This is a genomic window from Runella sp. R0.1_18 (assembly GCF_057652155.1).
Map to the genome: position 1 here is coordinate 161,994 of NZ_JBYFCK010000003.1, position 18,629 is coordinate 180,622.

Here is an 18,629-nt window from a genome sequence, read left to right on the forward strand (position 1 = left end):
GTCAGTTGGTTAACCATTTTTTATAGTTTAAAATAAACATCACAACGCCACCCGCGCTGGCAAGGAAGTAAAAACCGCCAAAGACCATCCAAAAACCAGCGTCGTCGATTTTGCTGAAGAGCAAATAGGTAAAAGCGATGTAACCATACAAAATGGCCATTAGTAAAAAAATGAACGATTGCTTTTGCCGAGCGTACCACACAAAAAAGGCGCAACAACCCGCTATTAATAAGGCATACAAAAACCAGTAGTCGGAGGTGAAAAGTCCTGCCAAAGCACCAATGAAAAATAAATTGCCCGTGAGGATTAAATAGGTGTTGGTAAAATGAGTTTTGAGGCCGCGATGCGCAAGGCCAAAACTGGCGCCACCTACTACGAGACCAAAACCAACGGCGGTATTGATGATTTGGGTACTTCCAAAGTCATTTCCCGTCAATACTTCCAAGGGTGCGATACTCAACCCTACCCAAGATGCCAAAGCCGTGAGTCCCATCGACAAAACACCTCGGTGGTCGAAACGGTACGCACAAAAGAGAAACACAACCGCTGGTAGAAAAGCCGCTAATCCATAACGCGTGCCAAAAAGCGAATAACGCCACTGGGCGTAGCCTTCAAGCGAAAGAAATAGTAGCGCGCCGAGTAACAACACAAAATCAACAAATTTGCCTTCGGAGTTGACTTCTGAAACTGAAAATGGGGGACTGTGTCGATAGGTATAGAAAAAGCATCCCAATGTTAGCAATGCTAATACCACAATGAGTGCATCGTGCCCAATGGTGTCGATGTGCAAATAGACGAGCATCCCTGCGCCCGAAGTAAACAACACAAGGCCAATGTAAAGCAGGTTTCGGAGGAGGGAGTACAACGAAACGGGGCGCGTGTTTTCTGATTGCTTGATGGCTTCAGCACTGGCAGGTGAAATAATTTCGTGGGTTTGCCACTGAGTTATAATTTCAGATAAAGGGTTCATATCCCAAAGATGAACGTAATTTTTGGAATTATAAAATCGACTTATTTTTCGTAGATTTTAAATTTATATGCGTTGAAAAAAAACAAAATCACGATTTAATTGATTGATTATTAATGACATAAAAGCGATAAACCCCAAGTTGTAAACTATAAACGGAAACCCGAAAAGATATTTTTTTACTTTTTAATGTCCGACTAAACGATTCATGTCCTAATTTTGCACAATTTTTGAGCTGGCGGTACAGCCGAATAACCCCACAAAACAAAAAAATGCCTAAAAATCCCAACATCAACTCAGTCCTCATCATTGGTTCAGGCCCCATTATCATTGGTCAAGCTTGCGAATTTGACTATTCTGGTTCACAAGCGGCGCGTTCTCTTCGTGAAGAAGGAATTGAGGTCATTCTGATTAACTCGAATCCAGCGACAATCATGACAGACCCCATCAACGCTGATCACGTTTATCTGAAGCCACTAGAGAAAAAGTACATTGTTGAAATTTTAGAGAAACATAAAATCGACGCCGTTTTGCCAACTATGGGTGGTCAGACGGCGTTAAATTTAGCCATTGATTGCGACAAAGCGGGTATCTGGAAAAAGTACGGTGTACAAATCATTGGGGTGGACATCAAGGCCATCGAGACGACCGAAGACCGTGAAAAATTCCGCCTCAAAATGATTGAACTTGGCGCTGGCGTTTGTAAAGGTCGCACGGCGAAGTCGTTTTTGGAAGGCAAAGAAATCGCCCAAGAAATTGGCTTTCCACTCGTAATTCGCCCCTCATTTACCCTTGGTGGAACGGGTGGTGGTTTTGTAAACGACGCCAAAGACTTTGACAAAGCACTTCAACACGGCTTGTTGGCGTCGCCAGTACACGAAGTGTTGATTGAGCAAAGCGTAATGGGCTGGAAAGAGTATGAATTGGAGCTTTTGCGCGACGGCCTAGGAAACCTTATCATCGTTTGTTCGATTGAGAACTTCGACCCGATGGGAATCCACACGGGCGATAGCGTAACGGTTGCCCCTGCCATGACGCTACCTGACACCCTCTACCAACGTATGCGTGACTTGGCGATTTTGACCATGAACGGTATCGGTAAGTTTGCAGGAGGCTGTAACATTCAGTTCTCGGTAAACCCAGAAACGGACGAAATCATCGTGATCGAAATCAACCCACGGGTTTCGCGTTCGTCGGCTTTGGCATCGAAAGCTACGGGTTATCCAATTGCGAAGATTTCGGCAAAAATGTCGATTGGTTACAACCTCGACGAGCTTATCAACCCAATCACAGGAAGCACATCGGCATTCTTTGAGCCTACGATTGACTACGTTATCGTAAAAGTGCCACGTTGGAATTTCGACAAATTCCCAGGTTCTGACCGCTCACTGGGCTTGCAAATGAAGTCGGTAGGCGAAGCGATGGGTATCGGACGTAACTTCCAAGAAGCCCTTCAAAAAGCGTGTCAGTCGCTCGAAATTCGTCGTAACGGTTTAGGTGCCGACGGGAAAGAATTGACCGACGTTGAGGCGATTAAAGAAAGCCTTGCGCACCCAAGCTGGAACCGTTTGTTCCACATTTATGATGCGTTTAAGCTTGGCCTTTCGTTCAAAACCATCCAAAATTTGACAAAAATCGACCCTTGGTTTTTGCACCAAATTGAAGAACTCGTTGAGTTAGAAAAAGAAATTCAGAAATACGACCTCGAAGACGTACCAGCGAGTTTGATATTGACGGCCAAACAAAAAGGCTACGCCGATCGCCAAATAGCGCATTTGTTGGGAGTAAAAGAAAGTCGTATTTATAAATTCCGTCAGGAACACAACATCAAGCGCGTGTTCAAGTGCGTTGATACGTGTGCGGCCGAGTTTGAAGCCAAGACACCTTATTACTACTCGACTTTCAGCGTGTCGCAAGATGAGCCTGAAAACGAATCGGTGGTGTCAAATCGCAAGAAAGTGGTGGTGCTAGGTTCAGGCCCTAACCGCATCGGGCAGGGGATTGAGTTTGACTATTCTTGTGTTCACGGGGTATTGGCCGCAAAAGAGGCTGGTTACGAAACAGTGATGATCAACTGTAATCCCGAGACGGTTTCTACCGACCCTGATATTGCGGATAAACTCTATTTTGAACCTGTATTCTGGGAACACGTACACGCCATTATCCAACACGAAAAGCCAGAAGGCGTTATCGTGCAGCTGGGTGGACAAACGGCTTTGAAAATTGCTGAAAAATTGCAGCAATACGGTATCAAAATCATCGGAAGTAGCTTCGATACCCTCGACTTAGCCGAAGACCGTGGTCGTTTCTCGTCGTTGCTACGTGATTTGGGCATTCCATATCCTAAGTTTGATACGGTACGTACTTCAGATGCCGCCGTTGAAATTGGTAAAAACCTCGGCTTCCCATTGTTGGTTCGTCCAAGCTACGTTTTGGGTGGACAAAGCATGAAGATTGTCTTGAACGAACAAGAATTGGAACAACACGTTGTTAAAATCTTGAACGATATTCCAGATAATAATATCTTGCTCGACCACTACCTCGAAAACGCCATCGAAGCCGAATCAGATGCCATCTGCGACGGTGAAGATGCCTACATTATTGGGGTGATGGAACACATCGAACCAGCAGGTATTCACTCAGGTGACTCGCACGCGACCTTGCCTCCGTTCCATTTGACGGAAGATGAAATTCGTCAGATTGAGGAGATTACGCTGAAAGTAGCCAAAGCCATGAAGGTAAAAGGCTTGATTAACATGCAGTTTGCCGTAAAAAATGGCGTGGTGTATGTCATCGAAGCCAACCCACGTGCTTCGCGTACGGTACCGTTTATTTGCAAAGCATACCAAGAGCCTTACGTAAACTACGCAACGAAGTTTATGTTGGGTGACAAAAAAGTGTCTGATATTCAGTTCAATCCTGTGAAAAAGGGATGGGCAATTAAGATTCCTGTGTTCTCGTTCAACAAATTCCCGAACGTAAACAAAGAACTCGGACCAGAAATGAAATCAACGGGAGAGGGTATTTACTTCATTGATAGCCTTGAAGATGATTTCTTCCAAAAAGTATATGGCGAACGTAACCTTTACTTGAGCCGCTAGTTTTAAGTTGATACAATACATAAAAAGCCTCTGCGAAAGTAGGGGCTTTTTTTAAGCTAAAAGACGAATACGTTGGCTGTATGAACACGAAGAAAGTCCCTATTCTAAAAGTTTTTACCTCGACTTCAAAATCAGAGGCAATCAATGACCTAGTGGTTGTTGAAGAACCGCTTGAAATTCGCATTGAATATTGGGATGTGGTTCATGGCTGGGTCGAAAAACCTATTTCAGTAACGATGCGCACGCCTGGGGAAGACGAGGCACTTGCGGGAGGTTTCCTGTTTACGGAGGGGCTTTTGAAAAATGATGACATTGATTCGGTGACGGCGCATTTGGACAACACCGTAACGGTCAAATTAAAGCCACATATTCGTCCTGATTTACAGAAACTTCAGCGCAATTTTTATGCGACTTCGAGCTGCGGTGTTTGTGGGAAATCTTCTTTGGATGCGCTGGGTTATTCGTACGAAAGTACTGCCTTTGGCAATGTCAAAATGAAAGCGAGTGTCGTGGTGTCGCTGCCTGAAAAACTGAGCACTTTCCAACGGATTTTTGACCAAACGGGCGGGATTCACGCGGCGGGTGTGTTTGATGAATTTGGAAATATACAACTGTATGCTGAAGACGTGGGGCGTCACAATGCGGTGGATAAAATCGCAGGGAAAGCACGACTTACGAACGCACAAACGTTTCAAAATCACGCCCTTGTACTAAGTGGGAGGGCTTGTTTTGAATTGCTACACAAAGCGCTGGCGTTGTCTATCCCCATCATTGTTGCGGTGGGAGCTCCTTCTAGCCTCGCCATAGAGACCGCCGAACGATACGGGCAAACACTCATTGGCTTTACCCGCGACGGACGTTTTAATGTGTACTCAGGAGCAGGTCGGATTTTGGTTAGTGAATAGTTTTGCATAAATTTTAGTGTATTAGTAGTTTATTATGCTTTGGCGAAGCATAACCTTTGTAGAGTAATAAATCCGTCCATAAAGTTCTAATCCTTTTGCTTCGGACAGGCGGCCCTGTCCGAAGCAAAAACTAAAAAAAATATCCTTCTGCTACTACAAATGTTGCGCCTCTAACGAGGCTACTTTGAATTACTCTAGAACTTTTGAAACATACTAAAGAGCGCCCCTAAGTTGTTGCCTTGCTTTCGCTTCGAGGCTCAATTGACTTTCCCATTTTACAAAAAAAGGTTGTTCCAATTGGGTTTCGCGATAGTTGTCAGGAATCAAGATGGGGACTCCGTGGATAATGGGATACAGCCGATTGCAAGTTGGGCAAGTCAGTAATCCTTCGTGAATAAGGTCTGGTTCTTTTTCGGTGAAAACTTGCAGATGAAGGTCGCTTTTGTCAAAAGGACAGCACAACTTAGAGAGAAAATGCTTTGTCATGGGTGGGTTGATTTAAAAGTGAATGGTAACTCAAAACAGCCTCGTTAGGATTAGACGCGCCCATAATGGCCGAAACCAAGGCAATTCCGTCGAAAGGCAACGAATGCAAACGTGGTAAGGTCAACTCATTGATTCCCCCCGCTAAAAATACCTTTCCTTGGTAAAATTGGCGGGTATTTTGGATGGTTTCGGAGGTAACTAACTCGCAACTTGTACTTGTTTTGGACGGAAAAACGGAGCAATAAGAAATATAATCAAGCGAATGCCGTTCGGCCCATCGTAATTCTTTAACGTGGTTGGAGCAGGTCATTCCCCACAATAAATCGGGGCGTTGTTTTTTTAAGGCGGGAAGCATTTCATTGGGTTTGTCGAGGTGAATTCCGTCAAAACAAGTCCATTTTAGAAACTCTAATCCTTCATTCACAAACAAAGGTACATGAGCTGCTCGGGTCAATTCATGCACTTGCTTAATCACCGTAAGCGGGTCTAAAACGCCCCGCCAATGGTTCCAAAGTTGAACCGCAAATAGGCCGCCCCGCAGCGCTTGCTCAATTTTTTGGAGTAAAAGCGAGGTTTCGAGGCTCGGGTCAGCAATTAGATAGATGCTCTTTTTCATTTCCAGCCTTTGTTATATGCCCCAAAAAATGCCGCCCAATACGGGTCTGTTTCAAAATAAGGTAGGGGTTTTCTTTGTCCGTCTTCGATAATGGTACGCCCTTCAGAAGGAGTGACGAACTTACCAATCACGGTTGCTGGTAGTCCCTGCTCGACTAACACACTAACTACCGCCGTTGCGTGGGCTGGGTTTACGGACAAAATCATTGAGCCTGCCCCAATGCAATAGCGGGAATCAAGCCCAAACATCTTGCAAACCGCCGTTTCCACATCAGTACGCGGAATTTTTTCATCGTTCACTTCCACTCCAAGCCCACTCGCTACCGACATTTCAAGCACCGCACCTAGCACTCCACCTTCGGTGACGTCGTGCATGGCGTTGACAACCCGTTGTTTTTCATTGAGTTTCCGAACAACTTCAGCTTCTTTCAAAACTGAGGTTTGGTAAAACAAATCGCTGGCTTTCTGGGCTATTTCTGTTCCCAATTGCTGTTTGACCGTTTTGGGAAAAGACAAGGCCAAAATCGCCACCGACGACATGGCGCATTGTTTAGTCATCACAATCAAATCGTCTATTTGCGCGTTGTTGGAGGTCAATATTTTATCTTTAGGAGCAATGGTAATCATGGTTCCACCGCCCGCAATGGTCGAATTTTGTCCTTCAATGCTGCCCGTATGCCCTCCCGTGATGGCCAGATTGATTTGTTGGCAAAAGTGGTCGATGTGTTGCCAATATTCCCGAAACTGGGCGTCGGAGATGCTGGTAGGGAGGTTCAAAACGGTTTGTAAATACTGGGGCGAAAAACTCGTCGTGGCGATGTCATTGGCCATCAAATGCACCGACAGCCAAGCCGATTCTTGTAGTCCTAAGGTCGGGATAAGACTGAGTGGGTCGCTCGTAAGCGCCATTGCTCTTTCGTCTAGCAAATCAATCAAGGCCACGTCCACCCCAAAATTCGGCCCTACGAGCACTTCTTTTCTCCGAAAACCACTGTTGGGTAAAATGACTTGCTTGAAATATTCTTCGTTGATTTTGCCCGCGTTTTCCATCATTACACATCGTTGAATTTGACAAACAAACCAAAAAATTCGCCGTACGGAACGTGCCATTCTTGCACAGGAAACCACTCAGGAAGCCCCGTCGCTTGCCACTCGATGCTGTAGCTTCTTCCCTCAAGCGCCTCGTGGATTTTTTGGGTAAGCAGGGTAGGAGTGTAAAACGTCGCCGTAACGTAAAAGGGATTTTTGCCAAATGCTTCTTGTACTCGTCGGCGGACGACTTTGGGAGAGTTGCGGTTCATCATGCCAAACGCGATTCCGTATTTGGCCACGCGCGCCGCTTCACGGATTACCTGCACGGGGTCGCGGTAGTATTCAAAAGTCGTGATAAAAGCGAGGCAGTCGAAGGTGTGATTTTTGAACGGCATAAAATGGGAGTCGGCCCACACCAAATTTCCTCCAAAAAGATGAACGGCTTGTCCGAGCATAAAGGGAGAAATGTCGCCTCCAGCGGCTTCAATGCCGATTTCTTTCCACCAACGGGTGAAGCGCCCCGTGCCGCAGCCAAATTCGAGCAAAGTTTTGATGCGCGGGTCGGAGGTGACAAAACGCCCCATGATTTTCTTTTGCCAAACTTCGGCACGTTTGTAGCGGCCTTCGTACCAAAGTTCGTAAGTGTCGGTGTGTTCGCGGTTAAAAAACCACTCTTTGCGGCCTTGCCAGTTGCGTAGTGGAGGATTGACAAGGCTTTTTTCGCTCAATTGAAGTTCTTCATTCATACGAGTTGGATTAAAAAAATAAAACCTCATTTCTGCACCGAATGCTCGAAATGAGGTTTCAAAACCAGTATGAATATACCCCCTCTTACGATGGGGCTAGTTCTCCTACGTCTTTTGTCTCCTGCATTCCTCCGCTGGTACTAACCAGTTCAGGTTCTCGGGTATCATCTCAGCTTTTTACAGCACCCCGTGCATGAAATATGAACACAAAAGTAGGGAGGAATTTGAAAGATTCAACAGTTTGTCAAAAATAGTTGAACTACGCGCCCATCTCGTCGGCACTTGGGCCATAGACGCCTGGAATCGGAATATCAAGCAAACGAAGATATACGCCCAACTGCGCACGGTGGTGAATCATTTGACCAATTGAGTGGCGAATAGTGTCGTATTTAGAAAGTTGCATAAAAATTACGTCGCCGTTGCGCATTGTCCACGTACCGTCCAATTCTTCGTCTTTGGTTTGTAACAATTGTGCTTTTGATTTGGCCACATTTTCGTCAAAAAAAGTGAGCAACTCTCCGTTCGTTTCAAAGCTGCGTGGTTCGTAAGGCATGGCGGAAAAGTCTATTTCTTCCGTTGTCAAAACCGACTCTATCCAACCCGCCGTCTCCGCTACGTGAGTAGCCAAGTGCTTCATTGCCATGTTTTTAGTGTGAGGCTTCCAATCGCCTTTTTCGACAGGCACCAGCGCCAACATCTTACGTGTTCCGATGCTTTCGTTTTCCAATTCTGAGGCAAGTACTTCAATAAATGTTTTCATGGTTGTTGTGTTTTTTTGTAAACTTTCTTTTTGTTTTTTGAACAACACAAAGGTCGGGATAGCGTATGACAACCCTATGTCAGTAGCAATTTTTGGGGACACAGTTTAAACTTTCACCCAGTCTTCGCATCTAATCTGCAACACCTTCACCATTAAACAGTCTTTCAACTTCCATGAAAACTTTATCTATCATTCTGGGAATTTTCCTCGTTTTTACCCTTAGTTGCCAGCCCATACAGCCCACTGAGCCTACCCTTCGTCGCACCGAAGGGACGTTGACCGTAGATGGCCGAAACCGTTTTTATTTAATCAACCTTCCTCCTAATTACGACCAATCCAACGACATTCCGTTGGTCATTGCCCTACACGGCGGTGGCGGGAAAGGCACCCAAATGGAAAATGATTATTTATTGACGGAAAAGGCCAACGCCGCTCAATTTGCTATTGTATATCCCGACGGCGTACAGAGCGATGGGATTTTGGGCGCTCGCACGTGGAATGCAGGCACGTGCTGCGACTATGCAGTGGAGAAAAATATTGACGATGTAAAATTCATCCGCGTTTTGATTGATGAATTGATAAAAAAATACCCCAATATCAACCCCAAAAAAGTCTATGCGACGGGTATGTCAAACGGTGCCATGATGTGTTACCGACTTGCGTGTGAGCTTTCTACCAAAATTGCCGCCATTGCTCCCGTAGCTGGTACTTATGCCGTAACAACGGCCTGTCAGCCCAGTCGCCCCGTTCCGATTTTGCACATTCATTCCAAGCTAGATGCCAAAGTCCCCTACGAAGGCGGCACGGGAATTTTTGGGTATTACTTTCCTCCCGTCGCCGACGGCCTTTCGACTTGGGTAAAAAATGACGGTTGCGCTTCCACTAGCAAAACGGTCAGCACTTTTCCCAATTACACCCTTACCAAATGGAGCAATTGTACCAACAGCGCCATCGAGTTTTATTTTACCAACGACGGGGGACATTCCTGGCCTGGGGGTGTCAAAAGTCGCGTCGCCGCCGATGACCCTTCCACCGCCATCAACGCCAACGATGTCATTTGGGCATTCTTTCAACGTTACCAATTGCCGTAGCACTCAAATATACCTTAACCAAATTTTGTGGGCATTTGCCTTTTTGTATTTCTCAAACCATCGACACAGCGGATACAGCGCTCCGACAACCCCTATCCACACCAAATATACGCCCCAAAGTGGCAAGCCATTGGCTGCTTTGGGGCGGCCAAAACTGAACCCAAATTCAAAATCTTTGACCCCAAATCCTTGCGCAAAAAGAATGGCAAACATGGTCAAATGGACGATGTACCAATGCAATAAATAATAAAACATGGGGACTTTGCCGTAGGTAGTAAAAAAACGACTGAGGGCATTTTCTGCACTTTCAAAGCAGTACAAAAGCAAAAACATTGTCCCTAACGTCATCAAATCGTACAACAACGAGGGTGGGTATTTGGTCACATTAATAAAAGACAAGAACGTAAATAAGCTGTCTTTTTGAACCGACCAAGGCTGCGGGTCGAGTAAAATATTGGTAAAACGAAGCACCACAAAAGCGGCTAAAGCTACGCCACCCAGCTTTAAAAAAATCAGTTTTCGTTGTTGGGCAGGCTTTTTAAAATAACTTCCAGCGCCGTATCCCGCCAACATAATGCCCAGCCAAGGAATGAGAGGATACCCCATAATGAGCGTTTTAGAAGCAGGCAAGGGCAAGGCCGTTACCGAAAAAATGGGGGTCAATACCGTCCGTAAGACTGAGCCTTCAGCAAACGGAATCAAGGCAAATGCTCCGTGAAAAGTCATAATAGCAACACCTACCACGCCTAACACCGAAGCAGAAACCCGATGAAGCAGCCCTAAAAGCACGAAACTAAGTCCGATGGCTGCAATGACCTGAAACAGAAATACATTGAAATGAATATCCCACCAAATGCCAAAGGTAATAACGGTAAATTCCAGCAAGACCAGCCACAACCCACGCTTGATTAAAAACAAGTGATTATCTGGTTTTTGGGACGATAAATAGGCTGACGTTCCCGCCAAAAACACAAATATCGGCGCGCAAAAATGCGTAACCCATCGGGTCATAAAAATGGATGCGGTGGTGGTCGTTAAGTTGGTAGGATCAAGGGTCTGGGAGGGAATGTGAATCAAATCTCGAATGTGGTCGAGGGCCATAATGACCATAACAATTCCTCTCACGGTGTCGATAGACGGGATACGTTTCATAAATAGGCCGATAGGGTTGTTTAGAAGAGCTGACTAACAACCTCTAAAAGTCCAAAAGGTATAAAAACTAATGGGCAGACAAGACTGTTACTCGACCTGCCCGAGGTTTTCTGCGTGTCCGAGGTTTCTCAAAACCTAGTGCAGTCGGTTATGATAAACCGACTGCACTAGGTGATTAATTAACCGATGGCAGTACTAAACCGTTTCTAAAGAAAACGCTTCCTTTAAGAACGACGATAGCGTAGTTGTTGGACGACCCAAAATGTTTTCAAGTACGGGTGAAGGTTGGTCAAAATCACCGTTTTTCACCGCTGCCGCAAACAACACCGACATCAAAACAATAACGTCGGGCAAGCCAAATTGCTTCAATGCACCCTCAAAAGCGGCTGGTTCAGGATTAATGTACGGCACATTTTTACCCGATAAAGTAGAAAGCTCCGCCGCGATTTCGGCAAATGAATAGGCTTTCGATCCCGTCAATGGATACGTTTTGTTTTCGTGGCCTTCGGTCGTTAAAATCGTAGCCGTAATTTCCGCTAACTCTTGACGCGCCGCAAACGCCACTTTACCTTCCCCAGCAGGAAAGAAAACGCCTGTTTCCAAGACACCTGCCCCCACAAATTGTGGAATTACCTCGAAATAAAGGCTGTTTTGGAGAAATGTATAAGTCAACCCACTTTCTTTGATGTAATCTTCGGTTTGGAAGTGGTCGCCAAATAGGGGTTTCAAAGGCGATGTGTTAATGTCTTTTAGAGCAATACCCGTGTATAAAATATGCTTCACACCCGCATTTTTAGCGGCATCCACTACGTTTTTGTGTTGCCCCAAACGGTCATGAAAATCGTTGGAAGAAACCAATAGCACCTTTTCGATGCCCTGCAATGCCGATGCCAACGATGCTTTATCAAAATAGCTTCCTACACGGATGTCCACCCCTAGGGCAGCGAGGTGTTCGGCTTTTGCCGCATCCCGTACCAATACCGCTACTTCGCTGGCGGGTATTTTTTTAAGTAAATTCTCAACTACGCTTCCTCCGAGTTGTCCTGTGGCGCCTGTTACTAAAATCATTTTTATAAAAGTTTATGTGAAAATTGTTTTTGATGGTCACAAAAGTAGTTTAACTTTGCTATGGAAAATATAGCGATATACAAAAGTATATCAATATCAAAAAGTATAGCAATATGATTAACAAGATGATACAAGAGTTAAAGTCCATTGAGAACGTAAAAAAATGCCCTGTGTCGTACGTTTTAGCCGTGCAAGACACTTTAAATGCCTTTCACGGAAAGTGGAAGATGCCCATTATTGGGACGCTGTTGTTTGGCAAAAAGCGATTCAAAGAAATTGAGCGAGAAATCCCTAAAATCACTCCGCGGATGCTTTCGCAAGAGTTGAAAGATTTGGAGGCTAATGGTATCATCAGTCGGAAGGTTTATAATACCATTCCAGTGACGGTTGAGTACGAACTTACCGAATCGGGAGAGCAATTGCACAGGGTAATTGACACAATGATTGAGTGGGGATTGCAACACCGCCAAACCAATATTATGGACAATTTACCTGCGTTTAGTGGTGTGCGGAATGCAGGATAAACTTCTGAGAAGTGCTTTTGTATGTCTTTTTGTAGCTAATTTTTCTACATTTGCGGCCTAATCAAAATAAAACCTTCCTATGTCAGAATTTCCTCCTTGTCCCAAATGCGGTAGTGAATACGCTTATCCAAGCGATGGTTTGTTGGTGTGCCCCGAATGTTTTCACGAATGGAATCCCGAAGATGCGGAGGTAGAAGTGGTAGAGGGTGAATTAAAAGTAATTGATGCCAACGGGAACGTCCTTCAAAACGGTGATTCGGTTGTGGTTATCAAGGATTTACCCGTGAAAGGTGCGCCCAAGCCCATCAAAGCAGGCACGAAAGTAAAAAACATCCGCCTCACCGAAGGTGACCATAACATCGACTGCAAAATCGACGGCTTCGGCTCGATGGGACTCAAATCGGAGTTTGTACGCAAAGCGTAAGCTAGGTAATTTGAAAATGTGCTAATGAGGTAATTTGAAAATTCAATTCGATAATTAGCCATTTGCTCATTTTCAAATCTTCAAATTAGTCAATTAACTCCTTTCACTCGACACTCTGCCCTCTGCCCTCGACATTCAAAAAATAGCTATCTTTGGCTATTCACTTATTCTTTAACCTTTCATGAAAGTATTACACCTTACCAAAGTCATTTGTTTTGTGCTTTTGTGCGCACTTTTTGGGGGAACTCCCGCCCAAGCTCAATCTTCGAGCGATTATACCCTGGTAGTCGAAGGCTACGATTGGGGTCCTGCGGTCAGCAAAGTGATTGTTGCGCTGAATGCACCCTCAAACAACGTCGATTTCAAAGATTTTACCGTTGCCGTAACGCGGAGTTCGGACTGCGCCACCATTCCTGATGCCCTCAAAAGTGGCAATCGGACGGTGGTATTTGCCTATATTTCTGACGCCCAAGGTAATCGAATCAAAGAAGGTTCGCAGGCTACGCTCGTTCTGGCGGTAGCGCCTAACATGCCTCTCTCTTCGCCTTTTCAGTACTCGCAGAGTGGCCAATGTCGAGGCAATTCGTGGGTCAACTATCAAGTAAATGTTACCAACACCAAAACCAATCAAGTGTGGAACAAAGAAAAAGCAAGGCTTCGCTTAGGCATCGACGAATTTGACTTGACGGGAAAATATGAATACGAAGCGGGCAAAACCATGTCGTATGCGGCTTTTACGCCCAAAAACAAGTCAGCTAAAAACCCCTTGATAATTTGGTTACACGGTGGTGGTGAGGGTGGCACTGACCCCACAATTCCACTGATTGGCAACAAAGCTTTTAATTATGCCTCCACCGACATTCAAAAGTACTTTGGCGCGGCTTACGTCTTGGTGCCTCAATGCCCTGGCGCATGGATGCACAACAAGGAGGGCGTGATGCAGCCTGGCTCGGGCGAGGACGTATATAACGTAGGGTTGATGGCGCTCATCAAAGCGTACGTAGCCCAACACCCCGACATTGACCCCAAGCGCATTTACGTGGGTGGCTGCTCAAACGGCGGCTACATGGCGCTCAAGTTAATTTTAAAAGAACCTGCCTATTTTGCGGCGGGCTATATCAGTGCCTTGGCTTACCAATCGCAGTACATTACCGACGCCCAAATTAGCAGCATCAAAAATGTGCCGATGTGGTTTATCCATTGCAAAGAAGACGCCACGACTAAGCCTGATTTGACGGTAGTGCCCGTGTACGAGCGTTTGAAAAAGGCAGGAGCTAAAAACGTGTATTTCAGCTATTATGACCACGTAACCGACCTTTCGGGCTTTTTTGGCGGCGACAATTATTACTACAACGGACATTGGTCGTGGATTTACTCGCATGTCAACCACGCCCAACTCGACTACGACGGCTCGCTCGTCCGCCTCAACGGCCGCCCTACCACCATCATGGAATGGATGGCCGCACAGCGGAAGAGGTAGCATGATTCAGGGTGTACCTGCATTTATTCGTACACCCTGATTTGGTAACATTGAAGCTGAGCAAATTTTAACGTATCTTCAGTCTAAAAATCTATCGTTAAGAAAAAATTGTTTCATCCCGCAAATGGCAAAGTTGTTTTCCTTACTTCTATATTTAACGCTCTCAAGTGCGTTATGGGCGCAGCATACATTTCTAATTACCCAAGCTCCCCACAATTATACGGTCAAAGTAAAGATAGAAAAATGCACGGAATCGAATTGCCACGGAAAGGGTACGATCGAGCTAATTTCCAAGGCCAACTCCCAGATAATTACGTCAAAAAATTTGGTTTTCGATATTGAAAATGGTCAAAAACTGACCACTAACACGCTCATAAAATACAGCCAGCAAGAAGCACTAAAGTTTGATGATTTTAACTTTGATAATCAAATTGACCTTGCTATTCGGAATGGTAACAACGGCAGCTATGGAGCACCTACTTACGATATTTATGTGTTTAACAGTACCCAACAGCGCTTTGTAAAAAGTTCAGAATTAACCGATTTAGTATCAGACAATTTGGGGATGTTTATGATAGACCAAGCACGTAAACGATTAATTTGTGAGGATAAATCGGGTTGTTGTTGGCGTTTAAAAACGGAGTACGAAGTTGTTTTTAGAAAGGGGCTCAGGAAAGTACGTGAAATTGAAGAAGCCACTGAGGACGAAACCGTAAAAGTGACAAGCCGTGAACTAAAAAATGGAAAGTGGGTATCTAACGTCAAAAAGTACAAAGTGGCAGATTATTACAAACAGTAACGACCGTTACTTATCTTTGTGCCAAACCAAACCCACTTTAAACATGGAAAATCCGCTTGGCACAAAAGATTATGGGCACTTAACGCTTGAAGAATTGAGGACAGAAGAGAAAAAGCTAAAGTCGCAACGCATACCTACGGCGATTTTTGTTGGCTTTTTGGTCGGTATTGCCATTTACTCCGCTACTCACAAAGGCACATTTCTTCCCGTCATATTGATGGTTGCGGCTTTTATGATTGGTCGCAATGCCAATAATAAACTCAAAAATCTCCAAGCTGAAATTCAACGTAGAAATAACACATTTTAACGTACCCTTACTCGTTCAATCGGGCCTCTTCCAAGTCTAATTCGTGCTCTTTTCGGCGAAGCAATTCATCCGAATAGCTTTTTTCATTCCGTAGTTTATAAAGCTCACGGCGGCGAACATTGACCAATTCCAGCAACATACGGCGGTATTTGGGCAAAAAGTGTGGTACTGCCTTTTCGGTATCTTCCTTTAATAATTTCTGATTGGCAATTTCTGACATTCGTTGGTACCGATCTTTGATGCGGATATAGGCATCAATGGTTTCGAGTTCTGCTATGTAGTTGGTTTGCAAATGATTGAGCGCCGCATCTGCCAAACGAAGCCGAATCTCCACCTCTTGCTCTTTGTCTTCATTTTCTTCTTCGCTAATGTTCAACCAACGAATAATGGGTGATAAACTGAGCCCTTGAAATACCAACGTAAACAAAATCACAACAAAGGTGATAAAAAGTAGTAGGTCGCGGTGGGGAAAGTGCGCACCTCCCTCCAAGGTCAAAGGAATGGCCAAAGCAGATGCCAACGAAACTACACCCCGCATTCCGCTCCAAGCAATCAAGAACTCATTTCTCCAGCTCAATTTACGCTCTCGTTTGTATAAAAAACACGACAAATACATCCCAGAAAACACCCATGCAATCCGAATAAGTACCACCAAGACACTTATTACTAACCCGTAAAAAATAAGTTCGGCTAAGGAGTACAATTGAAGCACCGTAAAAATAGCAGGTAGCTGGAGGCCAATCAGGATAAAGACAAATCCATTGAGGATAAAAATAAAAACATCCCACACCGAATAGGCTTGAATGCGGGTATTGTAGGAAAACATTTCGTGCGAACGATAGCTCAAAAACAACCCGCCACTCACCACCGCCATCACCCCCGAAGTGTGAAAATACTCAGCAACGATGTACATCAAATACGGAGAAATAACGGTCAAAGAAGTATCAATACTGGCCGTGGTGGGTAGGTATTTGTGGATATAAAAAAGCGCAAAACCAAACAAAAGCCCAATAAACACACCAACACCTGCCACCACAAAGAAATTAGTAGCTGCGTTGGAAAACGTAAACTCTCCCGTCAAAGCAGCTGCTAACGCAAATCGAAAAACAATCAATGACGAAGCATCATTGATGAGGCTTTCGCCCTCCAAAATAGTGACGACACGCTTGGGTACTTTCACGGTTTGTAGTACCGACGTCGCCGCCACTGCATCGGGTGGCGAAATGATGCCCCCCAACAAAAAACCGAGCGCCAACGGAAAATCAGGAATGAGTAACTGCATTACGAGTGCAACCGCCGTGGAAGTAAAAAATACCAGCCCAAAAGCCATCATGCTAATCGTTCGTCGTGCCGCCCAAAACTCTCGCCATGACGTATTCCATGCCGCCGCGTAGAGAATAGGAGGTAAAAATATGAGAAAAACGATGTCAGGATTCAGAGTCACTACTGGAATGCCAGGAATAAAACTAATCACCAAGCCCGCAAGTACCAAAAAAATGGGATACGGGACCTTTAGCTTTTCACTGAGCATCGACAGCATCGACACAGCCATCAACAGGGTAACAATAAGCAGTAAATTTTCGTGAATCATGGGAGAATGTACATGTGGATTTGGTAAAGTTAGTAAAATCAATCAAATTTAATTTTGACTAACGTTTCCAAAAATATATGAAAATCTTAAATTTTGGTTCAATCAACATTGACTATGTGTATGGAGTTCCCCATTTTGTAAAACCCGCCGAAACCATTGCCAGTACGTCGTACCAAGTTTTTATGGGTGGCAAAGGCTGTAATCAAAGTGTCGCATTGGCCAAAGCAGGCGTGCAAGTCTATCATGCAGGGGCCATTGGAGAAGATGGTATGTGGATAAAAAATCAGTTGAACGATTGGGGGGTAAACGTTGATTTCTTAACCATTTCTGACGGCCCAACGGGTCATGCTATTATTCAGGTGGAGCCCAATGGCCAAAATGCCATCATCATCCACGGCGGGGCTAATCAGACCATCCATTCTTCCCAAATCCATGACGTGCTTCAGCATTTTGAAAAAGGGGATATTTTATTGGTACAAAATGAAATCAATGCTTTGCCCGAATTACTCCTTGCGGCATCCGAACGCGGCCTGAAAATTTTCTTTAATCCCGCCCCCATGACATCTAGTGTTTTTGAATTGCCTTTGGAAACCATTGACGTTTTTATCATCAATGAAGTGGAAGGTGAAGAACTAACCAACCGAAATACGGCAGCGGGTATTTTGGAAAGAATGGCTGAACAATTTCCCAACGCAGCTACCTTGCTGACGTTGGGCGAAAAAGGCGCATGCTACCAACATGCGTCCGAAATAATATCCATTAATGCTAAAAAAGTAAAAGCCATAGATACGACCGCCGCAGGCGACACCTTTATTGGTTATTTTTTGGCCAACTGGTCATCGGGTGAAACCTTAGATACTTGCCTCCAAAAAGCCACCCAAGCATCCGCTATTTGCGTTACCCGTGCGGGTGGCGCGGTGTCAATCCCATCCAAAGAAGAAGTAATGTAAGTCGTGGAGTCAGATTTTTAAAGTGGAGTCAGATTCTCAAATCTGACTAGGAGGTTTCTCAAAACCTCGATTATTTCAGTTTTGAGAAACCTCATACGTTGGTGATAAGTAACCAACGGCACTAGAATCGTTGAGTATAGGAAATTAGTTTTTCTTCCCAACAAAAGAGATAGCGCCCAAATCAGCATCAACCGCCGAAATAGTAAGCAAGCCACCAGTATAAGTAGCTACTTTTATCGTACCGCTGTAGGCTTCAATTTCGCCCGTAGTGGCTTTTTTGAGGGTTACTTCACCCAAATTAGATACATCGTCGGTGATTTTTCCTGAGGCATCTTTATCCGTAAGGGTAATAATGGCTGATGCTTTGTCGTCAGCTACTTTTGTTGCCACAATCTTTCCCGAAAGTGTCACTCCCGTGGTAGGATTAGTAAACGGCATATCGGCAGTAAACCCACTAACCGTCACTTTGGTGAGGGTATATGTGCCAGCGACTTGGTCGCCCATCGAAGGTTCTGGTTCGTCTTTTTTGCTACATGAGGTAATGACAAAAGCCATTAAAAGTACCAAAAGTGCAGATGTTAAACGAAGCTGTTTCATAAATGAGTAGAGATGTTAGATGATTAGTAATGGT

Annotated in this window: 18 protein-coding genes, 1 pseudogene and 1 riboswitch; of the genes and pseudogenes, 9 read left to right on the forward strand and 10 right to left on the reverse strand. The window is 44.8% G+C overall.

Features of this window, described 5'->3' with window-relative positions; genetic code table 11:
• Position 1: 1 nt before the first annotated feature.
• Positions 2-970, reverse strand: coding sequence for a DUF2157 domain-containing protein (locus AC23P2_RS06155; protein ID WP_487772373.1), 969 nt, complete (start codon positions 968-970; stop codon positions 2-4).
• A 269-nt stretch (positions 971-1,239) separates the two neighbouring features.
• Here AC23P2_RS06155 and carB point away from each other — a divergent pair, with 269 nt between their 5' ends.
• Together carB and fdhD are read left to right on the forward strand one after the other, a co-directional pair.
• Positions 1,240-4,068: a carbamoyl-phosphate synthase large subunit gene (carB, locus tag AC23P2_RS06160; protein ID WP_487772374.1), complete on the forward strand. Its 2,829-nt coding sequence runs from the start codon at positions 1,240-1,242 to the stop codon at positions 4,066-4,068.
• Positions 4,069-4,148: 80 nt separating this feature from the next.
• On the forward strand, positions 4,149-4,973 hold the full coding sequence (fdhD, locus tag AC23P2_RS06165) for a formate dehydrogenase accessory sulfurtransferase FdhD (protein ID WP_487772375.1): 825 nt from the start codon (positions 4,149-4,151) through the stop codon (positions 4,971-4,973).
• A 213-nt stretch (positions 4,974-5,186) separates the two neighbouring features.
• Here fdhD and AC23P2_RS06170 read toward each other — a convergent pair whose 3' ends face one another.
• From AC23P2_RS06170 to AC23P2_RS06190, 5 genes are all read right to left on the reverse strand, one after another.
• Positions 5,187-5,459: a Trm112 family protein gene (locus AC23P2_RS06170; protein WP_487772376.1), complete on the reverse strand. Its 273-nt coding sequence runs from the start codon at positions 5,457-5,459 to the stop codon at positions 5,187-5,189.
• Positions 5,437-6,075 carry a thiamine phosphate synthase gene (locus AC23P2_RS06175; protein WP_487772377.1) on the reverse strand — a complete coding sequence of 213 codons (639 nt, stop codon included), beginning with the start codon at positions 6,073-6,075 and terminating at the stop codon, positions 5,437-5,439. The genes AC23P2_RS06170 and AC23P2_RS06175 overlap by 23 nt, the downstream gene beginning before the upstream one ends.
• Entirely contained in the window at positions 6,072-7,127 is a 1,056-nt protein-coding gene (locus AC23P2_RS06180) for an AIR synthase family protein (RefSeq protein WP_487772378.1), read from the reverse strand. Before AC23P2_RS06180 ends, AC23P2_RS06175 begins: the two co-directional genes overlap by 4 nt.
• Entirely contained in the window at positions 7,127-7,852 is a 726-nt protein-coding gene (locus AC23P2_RS06185; protein ID WP_487772379.1) for a class I SAM-dependent methyltransferase, read from the reverse strand. Before AC23P2_RS06185 ends, AC23P2_RS06180 begins: the two co-directional genes overlap by 1 nt.
• A 109-nt stretch (positions 7,853-7,961) precedes the next feature.
• A riboswitch (TPP riboswitch) is annotated at positions 7,962-8,052 on the reverse strand.
• A 59-nt stretch (positions 8,053-8,111) separates the two neighbouring features.
• Entirely contained in the window at positions 8,112-8,612 is a 501-nt protein-coding gene (locus AC23P2_RS06190) for a DinB family protein (protein WP_487772380.1), read from the reverse strand.
• A 173-nt stretch (positions 8,613-8,785) separates the two neighbouring features.
• On the opposite strand from AC23P2_RS06190, the gene AC23P2_RS06195 reads away from it, so the two are divergent.
• Positions 8,786-9,703: a CE1 family esterase gene (locus AC23P2_RS06195; protein WP_487772381.1), complete on the forward strand. Its 918-nt coding sequence runs from the start codon at positions 8,786-8,788 to the stop codon at positions 9,701-9,703.
• Positions 9,704-9,706: 3 nt separating this feature from the next.
• Here the strand turns inward: AC23P2_RS06195 and AC23P2_RS06200 are convergent, their stop codons facing one another.
• Complete coding sequence (locus AC23P2_RS06200) at positions 9,707-10,855, reverse strand: acetyltransferase domain-containing protein (protein ID WP_487772382.1); 1,149 nt, start codon at positions 10,853-10,855, stop codon at positions 9,707-9,709.
• 195 nt (positions 10,856-11,050) lie between these two features.
• Positions 11,051-11,923, reverse strand: coding sequence for an SDR family oxidoreductase (locus AC23P2_RS06205; RefSeq protein WP_487772383.1), 873 nt, complete (start codon positions 11,921-11,923; stop codon positions 11,051-11,053).
• A gap of 125 nt (positions 11,924-12,048) precedes the next feature.
• Here AC23P2_RS06205 and AC23P2_RS06210 point away from each other — a divergent pair, with 125 nt between their 5' ends.
• The 5 genes from AC23P2_RS06210 (at position 12,049) to AC23P2_RS06230 (ending at position 15,457) form a co-directional block, all read left to right on the forward strand.
• Positions 12,049-12,447 carry a winged helix-turn-helix transcriptional regulator gene (locus AC23P2_RS06210; RefSeq protein WP_487772384.1) on the forward strand — a complete coding sequence of 133 codons (399 nt, stop codon included), beginning with the start codon at positions 12,049-12,051 and terminating at the stop codon, positions 12,445-12,447.
• Positions 12,448-12,526: 79 nt separating this feature from the next.
• Positions 12,527-12,871 carry a zinc ribbon domain-containing protein YjdM gene (locus tag AC23P2_RS06215; RefSeq protein WP_028526920.1) on the forward strand — a complete coding sequence of 115 codons (345 nt, stop codon included), beginning with the start codon at positions 12,527-12,529 and terminating at the stop codon, positions 12,869-12,871.
• 181 nt (positions 12,872-13,052) lie between these two features.
• The gene (locus tag AC23P2_RS06220) at positions 13,053-14,351 is read left to right on the forward strand and encodes a prolyl oligopeptidase family serine peptidase (RefSeq protein ID WP_487772385.1); all 1,299 of its coding nucleotides are present in this window, start codon (positions 13,053-13,055) and stop codon (positions 14,349-14,351) included.
• A 325-nt stretch (positions 14,352-14,676) separates the two neighbouring features.
• Positions 14,677-15,150, forward strand: coding sequence for an XAC2610-related protein (locus tag AC23P2_RS06225; protein ID WP_487772386.1), 474 nt, complete (start codon positions 14,677-14,679; stop codon positions 15,148-15,150).
• Positions 15,151-15,193: 43 nt separating this feature from the next.
• Positions 15,194-15,457 (forward strand): hypothetical protein, encoded by a 264-nt coding sequence (locus AC23P2_RS06230; protein ID WP_487772387.1) that lies wholly within the window; start codon positions 15,194-15,196, stop codon positions 15,455-15,457.
• Between the two features lie 7 nt (positions 15,458-15,464).
• On the opposite strand, the gene AC23P2_RS06235 is transcribed toward AC23P2_RS06230, so the two are convergent.
• Positions 15,465-17,048 carry a Na+/H+ antiporter gene (locus AC23P2_RS06235; RefSeq protein WP_487772388.1) on the reverse strand — a complete coding sequence of 528 codons (1,584 nt, stop codon included), beginning with the start codon at positions 17,046-17,048 and terminating at the stop codon, positions 15,465-15,467.
• 77 nt (positions 17,049-17,125) lie between these two features.
• Between AC23P2_RS06235 and AC23P2_RS06240 the strand changes: the two are divergent.
• Positions 17,126-17,920 (forward strand): annotated as a pseudogene (locus tag AC23P2_RS06240) (ribokinase); the annotation flags it as partial.
• 222 nt (positions 17,921-18,142) lie between these two features.
• On the opposite strand, the gene AC23P2_RS06245 reads toward AC23P2_RS06240, so the two are convergent.
• Positions 18,143-18,595, reverse strand: a complete 453-nt coding sequence (locus AC23P2_RS06245; protein WP_487772389.1) for a hypothetical protein — start codon at positions 18,593-18,595, stop codon at positions 18,143-18,145.
• Between the last annotated feature and the right edge of the window lie 34 nt (positions 18,596-18,629).

Excerpts from the sequence above, each read along its gene's own strand:
- AC23P2_RS06155 (WP_487772373.1), bottom strand. The coding sequence starts at position 970 with ATGAACCCTTTATCTGAAATTATAACTCAGTGGCAAACCCACGAAATT.
- carB (WP_487772374.1), top strand. The coding sequence starts at position 1,240 with ATGCCTAAAAATCCCAACATCAACTCAGTCCTCATCATTGGTTCAGGC.
- fdhD (WP_487772375.1), top strand. The coding sequence starts at position 4,149 with ATGAACACGAAGAAAGTCCCTATTCTAAAAGTTTTTACCTCGACTTCA.
- AC23P2_RS06170 (WP_487772376.1), bottom strand. The coding sequence starts at position 5,459 with ATGACAAAGCATTTTCTCTCTAAGTTGTGCTGTCCTTTTGACAAAAGC.
- AC23P2_RS06175 (WP_487772377.1), bottom strand. The coding sequence starts at position 6,075 with ATGAAAAAGAGCATCTATCTAATTGCTGACCCGAGCCTCGAAACCTCG.
- AC23P2_RS06180 (WP_487772378.1), bottom strand. The coding sequence starts at position 7,127 with ATGATGGAAAACGCGGGCAAAATCAACGAAGAATATTTCAAGCAAGTC.
- AC23P2_RS06185 (WP_487772379.1), bottom strand. The coding sequence starts at position 7,852 with ATGAATGAAGAACTTCAATTGAGCGAAAAAAGCCTTGTCAATCCTCCA.
- AC23P2_RS06190 (WP_487772380.1), bottom strand. The coding sequence starts at position 8,612 with ATGAAAACATTTATTGAAGTACTTGCCTCAGAATTGGAAAACGAAAGC.
- AC23P2_RS06195 (WP_487772381.1), top strand. The coding sequence starts at position 8,786 with ATGAAAACTTTATCTATCATTCTGGGAATTTTCCTCGTTTTTACCCTT.
- AC23P2_RS06200 (WP_487772382.1), bottom strand. The coding sequence starts at position 10,855 with ATGAAACGTATCCCGTCTATCGACACCGTGAGAGGAATTGTTATGGTC.
- AC23P2_RS06205 (WP_487772383.1), bottom strand. The coding sequence starts at position 11,923 with ATGATTTTAGTAACAGGCGCCACAGGACAACTCGGAGGAAGCGTAGTT.
- AC23P2_RS06210 (WP_487772384.1), top strand. The coding sequence starts at position 12,049 with ATGATACAAGAGTTAAAGTCCATTGAGAACGTAAAAAAATGCCCTGTG.
- AC23P2_RS06215 (WP_028526920.1), top strand. The coding sequence starts at position 12,527 with ATGTCAGAATTTCCTCCTTGTCCCAAATGCGGTAGTGAATACGCTTAT.
- AC23P2_RS06220 (WP_487772385.1), top strand. The coding sequence starts at position 13,053 with ATGAAAGTATTACACCTTACCAAAGTCATTTGTTTTGTGCTTTTGTGC.
- AC23P2_RS06230 (WP_487772387.1), top strand. The coding sequence starts at position 15,194 with ATGGAAAATCCGCTTGGCACAAAAGATTATGGGCACTTAACGCTTGAA.
- AC23P2_RS06235 (WP_487772388.1), bottom strand. The coding sequence starts at position 17,048 with ATGATTCACGAAAATTTACTGCTTATTGTTACCCTGTTGATGGCTGTG.
- AC23P2_RS06245 (WP_487772389.1), bottom strand. The coding sequence starts at position 18,595 with ATGAAACAGCTTCGTTTAACATCTGCACTTTTGGTACTTTTAATGGCT.